The 11,926-nt window shown below is 66.8% G+C and carries 10 protein-coding genes and 1 pseudogene; 4 read left to right on the forward strand and 7 right to left on the reverse strand.

Going from position 1 to position 11,926, the window contains the following annotated elements; genetic code table 11:
- Positions 1 to 484: 484 nt before the first annotated feature.
- Positions 485 to 1,324, forward strand: a complete 840-nt coding sequence (locus tag FYX01_RS08980) for a S1 RNA-binding domain-containing protein (RefSeq protein ID WP_150239519.1) — start codon at positions 485 to 487, stop codon at positions 1,322 to 1,324.
- A 137-nt stretch (positions 1,325 to 1,461) separates the two neighbouring features.
- Here the strand turns inward: FYX01_RS08980 and FYX01_RS26545 are convergent.
- Positions 1,462 to 1,680, reverse strand: a pseudogene (locus FYX01_RS26545) (RidA family protein); the annotation flags it as partial.
- Positions 1,681 to 2,043: 363 nt separating this feature from the next.
- On the opposite strand from FYX01_RS26545, the gene FYX01_RS08990 reads away from it, so the two are divergent.
- Complete coding sequence (locus tag FYX01_RS08990; protein ID WP_150239523.1) at positions 2,044 to 3,771, forward strand: GAF domain-containing SpoIIE family protein phosphatase; 1,728 nt, start codon at positions 2,044 to 2,046, stop codon at positions 3,769 to 3,771.
- A gap of 137 nt (positions 3,772 to 3,908) precedes the next feature.
- Here the strand turns inward: FYX01_RS08990 and FYX01_RS08995 are convergent, their stop codons facing one another.
- Positions 3,909 to 4,142: an integrase core domain-containing protein gene (locus FYX01_RS08995; protein ID WP_150239525.1), complete on the reverse strand. Its 234-nt coding sequence runs from the start codon at positions 4,140 to 4,142 to the stop codon at positions 3,909 to 3,911.
- 72 nt (positions 4,143 to 4,214) lie between these two features.
- The gene (locus tag FYX01_RS09000) at positions 4,215 to 4,916 is read right to left on the reverse strand and encodes an AAA family ATPase (RefSeq protein ID WP_150239527.1); all 702 of its coding nucleotides are present in this window, start codon (positions 4,914 to 4,916) and stop codon (positions 4,215 to 4,217) included.
- A gap of 819 nt (positions 4,917 to 5,735) precedes the next feature.
- Here FYX01_RS09000 and FYX01_RS27215 point away from each other — a divergent pair.
- Complete coding sequence (locus tag FYX01_RS27215; protein WP_223830361.1) at positions 5,736 to 6,212, forward strand: DUF5959 family protein; 477 nt, start codon at positions 5,736 to 5,738, stop codon at positions 6,210 to 6,212.
- On the opposite strand, the gene FYX01_RS09010 is transcribed toward FYX01_RS27215, so the two are convergent.
- A complete protein-coding gene (locus tag FYX01_RS09010; protein WP_150239529.1) occupies positions 6,132 to 7,790 on the reverse strand; it encodes an ABC transporter substrate-binding protein in 1,659 nt (552 codons plus the stop codon). The two genes, FYX01_RS27215 and FYX01_RS09010, sit on opposite strands and share 81 nt — an antisense overlap.
- A gap of 12 nt (positions 7,791 to 7,802) precedes the next feature.
- Complete coding sequence (locus FYX01_RS09015) at positions 7,803 to 9,782, reverse strand: ATP-binding protein (RefSeq protein ID WP_190394245.1); 1,980 nt, start codon at positions 9,780 to 9,782, stop codon at positions 7,803 to 7,805.
- 410 nt (positions 9,783 to 10,192) lie between these two features.
- Between FYX01_RS09015 and FYX01_RS09020 the strand changes: the two genes are divergently transcribed.
- Entirely contained in the window at positions 10,193 to 10,624 is a 432-nt protein-coding gene (locus FYX01_RS09020; RefSeq protein ID WP_150239533.1) for a hypothetical protein, read from the forward strand.
- An 89-nt stretch (positions 10,625 to 10,713) separates the two neighbouring features.
- Here the strand turns inward: FYX01_RS09020 and mug are convergent, their stop codons facing one another.
- Both mug and FYX01_RS09030 read right to left on the reverse strand, forming a co-directional pair.
- The gene (mug, locus tag FYX01_RS09025; protein WP_150240046.1) at positions 10,714 to 11,256 is read right to left on the reverse strand and encodes a G/U mismatch-specific DNA glycosylase; all 543 of its coding nucleotides are present in this window, start codon (positions 11,254 to 11,256) and stop codon (positions 10,714 to 10,716) included.
- Between the two features lie 254 nt (positions 11,257 to 11,510).
- Positions 11,511 to 11,888 (reverse strand): winged helix-turn-helix transcriptional regulator, encoded by a 378-nt coding sequence (locus FYX01_RS09030; RefSeq protein WP_150239535.1) that lies wholly within the window; start codon positions 11,886 to 11,888, stop codon positions 11,511 to 11,513.
- Positions 11,889 to 11,926: the final 38 nt, after the last annotated feature.

Raw genomic sequence — 11,926 nt, forward strand, 5'->3', positions numbered from 1 at the left:
CGGTCATCGGATGAGAAGTCCGGCGCTTTGGTGTCTCTACGTGCCGCAGGGTGCCGTTTCGTCTCTATCCATCCGATCACTGCTGTCGTTTCGTGTCGAGAGGTGCCGCCCGGTGTCGTGCCAGTGCGGAACCGCGGAGCACGAACGGAGCACACACCGGTCACCATGTTGGGCGGCGGCTCCCCGTAGGCGAACCACCCGTAGGTTTCGTCGCCGCTGGACGGAGCCCACCAGCCCGCCCCGCACGGCCGGCCGGGGACCAACCCGAGGGCCCCGCCACCGGCGATCAAAGCGATGGCCACCGTGCGGATGATCTGGACGGGGGACACGGATCTCTCCTCAGCGCAGGGGGTTTCCACGTTCGACGCCCCACCCACTCCCCGGTTGCCGCCACGTACGTCGATCTCAGGTCCAGTGGCCGCGACTGCGGTGCGAAGCACATCAGCAGGCCGGTTCGGGGCTTCTTCTGACAGACTGGGGCGTCATGTACGAAGCGTCGGACGATCAGGCTGCTCAGGCTTTCCTGGCAACGGTTCACATCGGTGACCACTGCGGAGGGACCGTCACCGAGCTGACTCGCGACGGTGCCGTGGCAGTGGCCCTGGACGGATTTCCTGGGCGCCCGCTGGGTGTGATCGGGCCGTTGGACCTCTCCTGGGTCCGGTTCGCGGTCGCGGCCAGGGTCGTGGAGGTCGGGCAGCGTGTCACGGCTGAGGTGATCGCCGTCGATCGGGATGCGGGCCGGGTTCGGCTGTCGATGGCTGCGACGGAGAACCCGCGACTGTGGACATTCCTCAAAGGGCTCCGCCGCGGTGAGGTCCTGTCCGGTGTGATCGCGTCGATCGAGTCGTTCGGCGTGTTCGTGGCGTTGGACGAGGGGCCCGGCCACCCCGCCTTCCCCGGTGTCGGGTTCATCTCGTACTCCGGTTTGTCCTGGTGCCGTTTCGACGCGGCTTCGGACATCGTTCGGGTCGGTCAGCGTGTCTCGTGCGAGTTCCTCGGTTTCGACACATCCAACGGAGAGGCCCGGTTGTCGCTGAAGGCGATGCAGCCCGACCCGTTCCAGGTGTTCGCCGACAGTGTGCGGGAGGGGCGGGTGCTGTGTGGGCGCGTCACCAAGCTCGTGCCGTTCGGTGTCTTCGTGGAGGTGGCCGACGGTGTCGAGGGTCTGGTGCATCTGCGAGAGCTGACGGAAGTGCCGGTGGAAGCTCCGGAGGAGGTGGTCCGGGTCGGTGAGAAGCTCGCGGTGGCCGTCGTCGAAGTCGATCGAGAACGACGCAGGCTGGCTCTTTCCCGGCGACAGGTTGTGCCTGGCTCCTGGTGACTTCTGTGTTCTGTGGAGAGGGGGAGGTTCTGGAGACTGCCGGGATGCCTGTTGTCACTCGGTGATCGTTAGGAAGGCTGGGGGAGTAGCTCGACCAGCTCTGACCTGCACAGTGGCTGCTCCTAGCCCTGCTCGGGGAGACTGGTGATGCAGACGTTGAGCCGGACGAGGTTCGCGAGGGACGTGCCAGCCTCGCCGAGAACGGCCTTCAGGTTCTCTGGGCTCAGCGCCAACTGCGCCGCCATGTCCCCGGCGTGCTGGGGCTCACCGCCGCCGCTCATCGCGATCTGCCCGGAGCAGGACAGGGGACGGGTGTTTCCAGTGCCAGGTGGAGACGTCCTGTTCGAACAGGTCACCGGTCACCGCGACGACGGCTGCCTCGGGAGTCTGGGAGTTGACCAGGGTACGCGGACCGACGCCGCACGCTCTTCTGCGTCTACCGAAGCGAGCCAAGATCACTGCACATGGTTGTCGTATCGTAAGTTGTTCGAGGTTTTCATGGTCGGCTGTAGGCCGGTGTCGGAGAAGAGCCGTGAACGCCGGAGCCTCACCAGTACTGGCCGTCGTGAGACTTGTCTCGCACACGAGACAGACATGAGTGTCTCTGGTTTCCCGCCTGCGCAGGGTGGCCCTTCGTAGGCGTATCGGGTAGGCGCCGGGTACGCTCGCTCCTCGACCAGGGTAGGTGTGCGGGCGGGTCCATGAGATAAGGAGTCGCTGTGAGCGATAATTCTGATACATGCAGCGATTCGGCCGATGTGTCAGATCGACGCCGGTTCCTTGAAGAGGCGCTGGACTGCGTAAGCGCGGGCGTGTACGCCGTCGACGAGAAGGAGCGCCTCGTCGCGGTCAACGCCACTGCTCTGCAACTGCTGGCACGTTCCGCCAGTGACATGCTCGGGCACGACGCCCAGGAACTGCTGCACCGTAACGCCCAAGGGAACATGGTCGCCAAGAAAAAACTCGACGTTTCCCATGGGGAGCTGTCAAGTCCTTTCTCCCGCGCCGGAAAGGCCTGGTTCCAGCGAGGCGACGGCACGCTTCTTCCTGTGGCGTGGTCCGCTGTTCCCTGTGTCTCCGACACTTCTCAGGTCGCCGAGCTGATCGTCTTCCAGGCCGTCGGGCAGGACGAGGGGGACCCCGCGCGGTCCGCCTTCTCCCGCCGGACACTGTCGGAAACAGAACGACTGGCTCTGCTGGCCGACACCACCGCACATCTGATCAGCAACGTTGATGCGGAAAAGTCTTTGCTGCGGGTGGTGGAATTGATACTTCCACGCCTCGCGGACTGGGTGGTCATCGACTTGATCGCCGAGGGCGACGAGGTTTCCCGCTCTCTGGTGGCCCACGCGGATAACGGGAGAATCACAGTACGCGAAGACCTGCAGGGGCCGATGCCTCCGGTGCCCGAAACCTCGGGTATGCCCCTGTCCAAAGCCTTGCGAGGCGCCGCTTCCACCCTCGTCAACCGTGAAATCTACTCTGGGCCGCCCGATACGGGTATCGCGGTGGAGCAGCGCAAGCTGTTCGAGGTGACAGGTATCAACACCGCGGCCATCGCTCCCATCCGCGGGCCCCGCGAAGTGCTGGGCGCTATGACCCTGGGGCGCGTGGGCTCGCATCATCCTTTTGCCCGGAGCGACCTCGCTCTTCTCGAGGACATCGCCCGGCGCATCGGCATCGCCCTGGAGAACGCACGCCACTACCAGCGCCAACGCCAGGTCGCCGAGACCATGCAACGCTACCTGTTGCCCCAACTCCCGCAGCTGCCGGGATTGGAGATGACAGCTCGGTACCTGCCTGCTCCGGACGTCTCACACGTCGGCGGTGACTGGTACGACGCGTTCCCTCTGCCCTGCGGCGACACGGCTCTGGTCATCGGTGATGTCGTCGGTCACGACTTGGAAGCAGCGGCCGGCATGGCTCAGCTTCGCAATATGCTCCGAGCCTATACCTGGGCCCAGGAGCAAGCCCCTCATTGCACGATCGAGCGCCTGGATCAAGCCCTCGAGCACATCAGTGATGTCTTCATGGCCACCCTCGTCCTGGCCCATCTGAAGGTCAACGAGGTCGGACAGTGGGAACTGCTGTGGGCGAGCGCTGGTCATCCCCCGCCCCTGCTCATTCATCATGACGGCATAACCCACTATCTCGAAGAGGGAAGCGGGGTCCTTCTCGGTGCGGGGGTGTCGCGGCCGCGTGCCGATGCGCGCGTTGTCCTGCCGCCCGGATCGACGCTCTTGTTCTACACGGACGGCCTGGTCGAAGCCCGAGGGCAGTCACTGGACACAGGCTTGAGACGCATGCGCCAGCACGCGGCGGCCCTTGCGCACCGCTCCCTGGATTCCTTCGCTGATCGCCTACTGGAGCGCGCACGGCCAGGTACCAATGACGACGATGCCGCATTGCTCGCCGTCCGCATCCCAGCAGAGGCGAGCGACAGGTGAAGTCGGTGGCCTCCAGCGGGTTGACCGGGAACGTTCGCCGGGTCCGTGACGCCTGACAAGGTGGGACCGTGTTTCGTCCCGGGTGTGATGGAGGCTGTGGCGTGTACTGAGTTTGGTGGAGCCGTGTTTCTGGATTCTCAGGCCACGGTGCTCGGTTGTCTCTTCTCGAACTCTATGGGTGTCAGCCAGCCGATCGCCGAGTGCCGGTGCTGCCGGTTGTGGAAGATCTCCAGGTACTCGAAGATCGCGTTGGCCAACTCCAACCGGGTCCGCCACCTGCGCCGATCCAGCAGTTCGACCTGCATGCGCGACCAGAACGACTCGATGACCGCGTTGTCGTAGCAGTCCCCGATCGACCCCATCGAGGGCATCAGTCCGGACTCCTTGGCCCGGTGGGTGAAGACCCAGGATCCGAACTGCGTGAGTTCAACCAGCCAGTGCCACTAGGTATCGGACATCACGAGTTCAAGCTGGGGAGGGGGCGGCTCCATCGCGGCGTGCAGGGGACTACGGGTATTCGCGCAGGGGCCGAACCGGATCCAGGCCAGCTCCCGCGCCCGGCGCCGGTCGAGTGCGAGCAGACTGCGCGCGCCCGGTGCGAATGCCGCCGGCCTGTGCCGGGTGACCGCGCGCAGCCGTCGCCAGCGCCGCGAATGCGCCCGGTGGCTGCGCTCGGTCACCCGCCGCCCCCGGGAGTTCTGCCCGTTCCGGGCCTCCTGCGGAGTGGCGTCGATCATCAACACGTGCATCTCGTACCGGCGGAGTCGGCAGAGCAGGGCGAGCAGCACGCGGACCGGGCTCCGCGTTCCGCACTCGTGCACCACCACCGGGCCGCCGCACAGCGCCGCGGCCACCTGGGCCAGGTGCAGTACGTGCACCACCCAGCGCCACAGTGGGTAGGGGACCCGACCGAGCAAGGGTCCCAGCTGGTACCGCGACTGTAGCGAGTCGATCACCCGCACACCCTCCGCAGTGAGCACGGTCCGCTCCTCGTTTCCGCGGAGCCCGAACAGCCGCCGCAGCAGGGTGCTCTTCCCGGCCCCGGGTACCCCGGCGACCAGGACCAGGGACCGCCGGGGGTAGATCATGCCGCGCACTGTCGCGTCATTCACCGTGGGCACATACCGCGCCAGCCCTTGGAACATCTTCGGTAGCTCCTCAAAGCGGACCTTCGCGCCGGTGCGGCGCGGCTCTACAGTGGACGCGTCACCAATGTCATGACGCTATCGGGTATCGACGATTCCGAAAAACGCAGGACGCGCCAGAGCCTCCATCACACCCGGTACGAAACAAGTGGAGCTGAAAGTCGTCCAGACGGTGCTGGGACACGCGAGCATCGTGCTGACCATGGACACCTATGCCAGCGTGCTGCCGGAGGTGGCGCGAGAAGCGGCGGAGCGGACCGCGTGGCTGATGTTCCGGGACGCCAGGAGGACCGGTCGACATACGAGGGGTGTGGTCGGCGGGGCCTGGTTCTGGTCCCACCTCGGTCCCATCAGTGCGATGGCTCCTCGAAGATGAGGTAACGCATCCAGTATGACCTGGTGTTTTGTGGCGCACCCGGCAGGATTCGAACCTGCGACCATCGGATGAGAAGCCTCCGATCACCGCCATCGTTTCGTGTCGAGAGGTGCCGCCCGGTGTCGTGCCAGTGCGGAACCGCGGAACACGAACGGAGCACACATCGGCCCCTGGTGGTGTCCGATGGCACCTCGCGAGGTTCTCGCGAGAACGCTGCTCCGCCTCACGCTGGAGGAGCCGGTCGCGAGTGTTCTGGTTTTGCTACGGACCAGGGCAACGACACGGACCTTCTGGGGCACGCCTTCAGGCCCTTGTAGCCGCTCTCGTCGTCGTTCGGAGCAGCCACCGACCACCCTAGGGAATTTCCGCAGGCCGGGGGCACTGTCACTGCCGTGCGAGAGGATCAGGGACAACCTGATCCATCGAGAACTCACGGGGTAGTCGTGGCAGACGAAGCACGGACGTGGGAACTCCTCCGGTTCTCGGATCCTGGGCAGAGCATCGCCGTTGAGATCGGGCACGGCGACCCTTTGCCACGAGGCCAGGAACGGTACTGCGCCGCTCACATCGTGCTGCAGAGCGGCTTCGTCAACGGTCGGCTCGGTGTGCTGCTGTCATCCCAGGACCTGGATGACTGGGAGCGCTGTCTGGACGCGCTCCATGCTGAGGAGCGGGTCGAGCGGCGCGCGGCCCTGTTCCCGCTCGACCTCACGCCACGCTTGGACCCCGGACAGCCTGGAACGGGCATGTGGGAAACGGCTTGGCCTGCGCCCACTCGATCAGCGTGGGGGTTCGGGGTACCGGAACCGACGTCAAGGGGTGCAAGGGTCGGCGGCCGATCAGTCCGCCAGGTCCGGGTACAGCTCGTCGTAGGGGACGTCGGGTGTCCGGAACGGATCCGCGTCCAACGTCTTCACTGAGCAGTCGGAACTGAGAATCGGGATGTGTCGGCCCGTCACCCGGCCTTCCAACTCCTCCAGATAGTCCAGACGTCCGCTGCCGGTCGGTTCGCGGGTGACCCGGAACAGGTGGTTCCGGACGCTCGCGGCCAGGGTACCCTCGTCGCTCGCCTCGAAGCCCAGCAGCGTCGCGCGGGTCGCGATCGTGGCCGCGTCGTAGTAGATCAGGCTGTAGCCGCTGTAGAAGTCCTCCCGAGCGGAGGTGCTTTCCGTCTCGGCCTTCACCGTCTTGGTGATGGCCGCTTCGTAGTCGTGGAATCCCGCCGGGCTCCAAGCGTCCTCCTCCAGCCAGGAGGGATCGAAGGCACTCGCTTGGACGAGGCGGTAGTGCTCCGGGGCCGAGTCGTCGTCGGCGGGCTCGCACTCCGTGCCGGAGTAGGACCTGACCATGTCCGGAAGCAGCCCGAGCTCCATGGAGTACACCGTGATCGGGACGTCGGATTCGGCCCTGCAACCTCGCCGTTCCAGGGATCGAAGGAAGGTCCCCAGGTCGGAGTACCGTCCGGCGAAGAACACCGCATTGGTCCCTGGGTCCGCGCAGATCTCGTTGACTATGTGATCGAAGTAGACGGTCGTGTTCCCCGAGCCGGCGCTGCCGTGGAACGTCAGCGAGTTCTGGACGAGATAGGGATCGAGATATCGGCGGAACTGATCGGCCAGATCCAGCGAGAAGGCGTCGGCCTCGTTCTCGTCGGCGAGCAGCGGGCCCCTGACAGGTTCCTGGTCCGACTCGGCTTGACGGTCCAGGTGGTGGCGCAGAGCCGCCGCGAAGTCCTCGTTGTTGGGAGCCGATCGGATGAGCCCGGGCGAGCGCACATTGTTGATCGTGGTGGAGGTCGAGGAGCTGGCGACCATGGGAATCCTGCGCTCGGACAGTTCCCGGGCGACTTCCTCGGTCTCGGTGGTGGTCGAAGACTGCCCGATGACCACGGACAGGGGAATGTCGTCGTCGACCATCGATTCGAGGTCGTCGACGACCGCATCGGTGCCTTGCTGCACGCTCCCCTCGTTGGCCAGGTAGAGCTGGAAGATCCGGCTTTCCTCGGCGACCACCTCGACGCCGGATCCGGTCTCCGCGAACCCGTTCTGTCGCATGAGCGCGACATAGGTCCCCTCGACGGCGCGGATGATCTGTTCCTCGCTCAGGTCCGCGTTCCCGCCGAGCGAGAACGAAGTCATCATCACGATACGGAAGGCCTCGATGTCGTCCCGGGAGGAGGCGAGCTCCTCGACCTCGGTGTTCATGCTGTGGATCCGGCCGGTGATCCACTCGAGACCCGCGTCGAAGGAATGGGAGCCGTCGTTGACGCCGACACATTCGCCCCGGATCTGCTGTAGGCCCGTCCCGCAGACCAGGTGCGGCCAGCCGAACACACCCCCGACCACGGTGGCGGCGATCGCCACGGTCGTCGAGAGGACCACGGCCGCCCGGGCTCGCCTGAACCGCCGCCGTTGGAGCGGTGAACCGATCCTGCGCACGAGTTCGGATCGGGTGAGCGGGAACTCGAGGTCGCCGATGGGGGATCGGCCCTGTTCCATGAATGCTCCTTCTCAGAAGTCCATATCGGCGTCGAGCGGGTTCACCGGGCGCTCCAGCGAGATGTTCTCGTGGAATTCGGCCTCGGACTGGAACGGGTGGGAGTCTTCGCAGACGGCTCCCAGTTCTTGGAACGCGGTCCTCACGCGCAGGTGCACGTCCCTGGTGTACATGCTCTCGAAGGGGTCCTCGATGACCCACTTGCCAGCGACAATGCGGAGGATCCTCGACAACCGGTGGCCCAGTGGAGCTCCGTCCGACCGACGAGGCCCCCGATTTCGGACGAGGAATCCGTATCGCTGCAGCGGAGTGAAGCCGTCCGCACCGGGGTCGTCGATCGGCGGCTGCGGTACCGACGTGGTGTGGCGGATGAGGTCGAGCACCTCGGACTCACGGCTCGGCAGGTCGAGCAGCGCGTCGAGCTCCCGGCACACCGCCATGAGGTCGCCGGACCCGAGTGTGTAGTAGTACCAGTTCGGGGTGCGACCGCTCGTGCCCTCGTCGGACCGCCTCGCGAGCCGGCGGAACGCTTCATCGCGGTCGCAGCGTACCCATGTCGGTTCCTTCTGCCAGCGACGCAGCAGCAACCGCATCATCAGTGCCCGGGCCGAGCGTGCCGCCCCGGAGTTCTCGTTCCATGCCAGCCAGCGGCGGTCGTCGAGCCCGGTGAGGTCCTCACCGAGGTCGTAGGTCCGGATGAGGTAGTCGACGTCCTGGAGGTCCTTGGCGAGCGAGCAGATGGTCAGCGCTTCGAGCGTCCGGCTCGCGAGGTCGAGCTCGGAGTGTTTCAGCAGGGCCTTGATGAGGGTGTCGCCGAGGTGTTCCTTCAGTGTCGGGGCGTCCTCGGCGCCGCCGCGCTTCTGCCGGAGCAGGTGCTGGAGTCCGTTGTAGGCGCGCAGCCCATCGATCGCCGGGTCCTGGAGCAGATAGCTGGTGGCGGCCACGTATCCCCCGGTGAGTCCGAAGATGAGCTCGGGGAAGTAGTCGTCTATGCGGTGCGGTGTGCGGTCCGCCAGCTCGCGTACTTCGGTGGGACTGAAGTCCGGGGCCGGGACCGCCTTCGCCCTGGTCAGGAGAGGCTTCTCGGGAGTACTGCTCACCAGCAGTAGTGGTGTCCGACCGGCACCCTGGTGGGCAGGCGAGGACTGGGCGGACCGGAACAGTGCGAGCAGCCCGCCGCCCCTGCTGGCCGGCTGCTTCAAAGCATCGACGTCGTCCAGGAAGACCACGCGCCGGTACTGGTCGGCGTCTTCGGCCTGGTCGCGCAGATCGGCGAGGAAGGCGTGGACGAGCCATTCGTTGTGGCTGGTCTGGATCCTCCACTCGGTCTCGCGGTCCCGCTCCGCCTTCTCGGTTCCGGCGTGTTCCGGATAGGGGTTGATGAGCGAGCCCCAGGCTCGGGTCTTGAACCACTGCTCCACGGCGGTGTCGATCTTCCTGCGCGGCAGCGCGAGGGCGGGGCCGACCGGACGGACGGCGCCGACTTGGAACTTGACGAAGACCAGATTCACCTCTACCACGAGGCTGACGGAGGTGGCGGCGCCGTCGCGACGTTCGCGTCGGGTTCCGCGGTTGGAACGTACCTGCTGCCTCCAGTGTCTGACCAGTTCGGGCCAGAATCTGGTGTAGTCACTGACGGGGGTGAGATCGTCTCGCAATGCGGTGAGCACCAGGTCCAGCCTCGGAAAATGGCAACGCGGCAGTCCCGGTATCTTGGCGCTCAACTGGTCCCGAATATCGCGGAAGAGGTCCGGCACGGTCTCCGGGCGGTATTCGTTGCAGTTGACGAATGCGGTAGGAGTGACCAGCCGCATGATCTCGTTGGACTGGGTGAGCAGGGTGGTCTTGCCGCTCCCGGAGGGACCGTGGACGATGAGGCTCCCGGAGCGGTCGGAGTCGTCCCGGCAGAAATCGAGGATTTCGTCCAGGGGGCGGTCGCGGAGAATGGTCGATCCGGAGACGTCGACCTGGGTGGCCATGGGGCGCAGTTTCATCGGGGGGTGATCTCCTGGATCGGGCTTCGATCGAGGATACTCCACGGTGGCGAGATTCGCTGGCCGCACATTGATCACGCGAGTCCGGTACCCGCGGACCCCTTCGCGCAAAGGCTTCGAGATCCCTGGCCGAGGCGAGTTACTCGATCTGTTTGATCGTCTCAGCCTCGGCGGACATTGCTCGGCGGAGTTCGCGCAGGACAGCATCAGAGCCCTTGGCGCGGCAGACCCCCGCGGTAGTCGACTCTTCTGCCAGGGGGTTCTTTTTGTCAGGGTTTGTTTGGTGTATCCGCTACACGAATGTGACCGGAATCCATACTTTGATGACAGCTGCCGGGTTCGTGGCCGAGATCGATGCCCCCGAGCTAGACCATCGCTTGCGGAACCGGGTTCGCCATGTCCTCCACAAGATGCCGTCCACGTCATCGGTGTTCACCGGTGCCCCGCGTGCCGGGGCCTCGCCCGGCCACGGACTCCCGGAGGTGGCCCGTGTCGACCAGGGGCGGGAGGACGGCGCCCACCTGGTCGAGGTAAGCGTGGGGCCCTCGGCCGCCCCCTCGCACCTGGCCCTGGTCCGTGACGGGCGGAGGCTGCTGCTGGTCTTCCGCCCCAGCGGGGCGCTGCTGCGCGAGGTCACGTTCCCCGAGCCGGTGGCGTGGGACCGTATGGAGGTCCAGTACACCGGGGATCTCCTCACGGTCCGGGCCCCCGGGGCCCACCGCTCCCCAGTACCGGTCCGGCCGCATCTGCGGGCTCCCGGTGCGCGTTTCCTCCTGCGCTCCCCGTGGAAGCGCGTGGCCGCCTGGTTGGCCCGCCTGGGCCGGGGCCGTGCCGGCTCCTGAGGCACGAAGCCGCGGACGCGGCCGCCCAGGAACTGTGTCCCCGGACCGCCCACGGCATGCTCCGAGCCGGGAAGGGGAGACCCGTGGGCTCAGGTGTCGGGGGAGCGCTCCGGCAGCCCGGCGGCCCGCCGCAGGCGTGCGAACTCCTCGGTGAGCGCCCCCAGCTGCCAGTGGGCGTTGCGGCCGCTGGGGTTGGGCAGCAGCCACACCCGGGTGCCGCCGATCTCCATGGCCTGGGGCCCCACCTTCGCGCCGCGGTCTCCGAAGGCCTGCCGGTAGGCGGTGACGCCCAGCACGGCCAGCCACCGGGGACGCCACAGCAGGACCTTGCGCCGCAGCGTCCGCCCGCCCTCCACGATCTCCTCCCGGCTCAGCTCGTCCGCCTGGGCCGTGGTCCGGTCGACGACGTTGGTGATCCCCAGGCCCAGAGACAGGAGCGCGTCCTCCTCGTCGGGCTTCAGCCGGCGCGGAGTGAAGCCGGACCCGTGCAGGGCGGGCCAGAAGCGCGTGCCCGGATTGGCGAAGTGGTGTTCGAGGGCACCCGAGGCCAGGCCGGGGTTGATCCCGCAGAAGAGCACGTCGAGGTGCTCCGCCAGGAGGTCGGGGACCACCTTGCTCCGGGCCGCCTCCAGCTCCGACCTGCTGGGGCCGGGCACCCTCCCCGGCGAGGTGCGTACACGGGGACGCGGGAATTCGGCCTCCGGCGGTGTGTCCTCGGTGCGTCCGCTCACGGGACTCCTCTCCTCGGCCTGCGGTCGGTGACGCGGGGAACCGCGTCGCCGTGTTGCTGAAGGCCCCTGCCCGAGAACACGGTGTCGAAGCACCTGCGGGCTGCTCGGGCGGGTCCGCGGCGCGGGCCGCTGGACCTCTCTGGCCAGCCCGGCGGTTATCCGTTCCGCTCCGCCGCGTCGTCGGCGCCGACGTGGTCCTGCACCCACTCCACCAACGGCACCAGCAGGCCGGTGACCTGCCACCCCTCCCCGGTGAGGCTGTAGACCACGTGCGGCGGGACGACCGGCCTGGCCTCGCGCAGGACCAGGCCGTCCTCCTCAAGGGTGCGCAGGGTCTGGGCGAGCATCTTCTCGCTGATCCCGCCGACCGCCCGCAACAGCTCGCTCCAGCGCGAGGGGCCCCGGGACAGGGCGATGAGGACGAGCACGCCCCACTTGCTGGTGATGTCGCCCAGCAGCCGGCGGGAGGGGCAGGCGGCGGACAGCACCTGGCCCCGGGTCGGAGCGTTGGCGTGGAATCCGGAGGAGCGCATGGCGCCAACTTACCAAAAGGTGGGTACCCCACTTCTGG

It is taken from the genome of Nocardiopsis quinghaiensis (genome assembly GCF_008638365.1).
GTDB classification, from domain to species: Bacteria; Actinomycetota; Actinomycetes; order Streptosporangiales; family Streptosporangiaceae; genus Nocardiopsis; species Nocardiopsis quinghaiensis.

Bases quoted from the DNA above. Each gene is read 5' to 3' on its own strand.
- FYX01_RS09030 (WP_150239535.1), bottom strand. From the start codon at position 11,888: ATGCGCTCCTCCGGATTCCACGCCAACGCTCCGACCCGGGGCCAGGTG.
- FYX01_RS09000 (WP_150239527.1), bottom strand. From the start codon at position 4,916: ATGTTCCAAGGGCTGGCGCGGTATGTGCCCACGGTGAATGACGCGACA.
- FYX01_RS08995 (WP_150239525.1), bottom strand. From the start codon at position 4,142: ATGCCCTCGATGGGGTCGATCGGGGACTGCTACGACAACGCGGTCATC.
- FYX01_RS09010 (WP_150239529.1), bottom strand. From the start codon at position 7,790: ATGGAACAGGGCCGATCCCCCATCGGCGACCTCGAGTTCCCGCTCACC.
- FYX01_RS08980 (WP_150239519.1), top strand. From the start codon at position 485: ATGTACGAAGCGTCGGACGATCAGGCTGCTCAGGCTTTCCTGGCAACG.
- FYX01_RS09020 (WP_150239533.1), top strand. From the start codon at position 10,193: ATGCCGTCCACGTCATCGGTGTTCACCGGTGCCCCGCGTGCCGGGGCC.
- FYX01_RS09015 (WP_190394245.1), bottom strand. From the start codon at position 9,782: ATGAAACTGCGCCCCATGGCCACCCAGGTCGACGTCTCCGGATCGACC.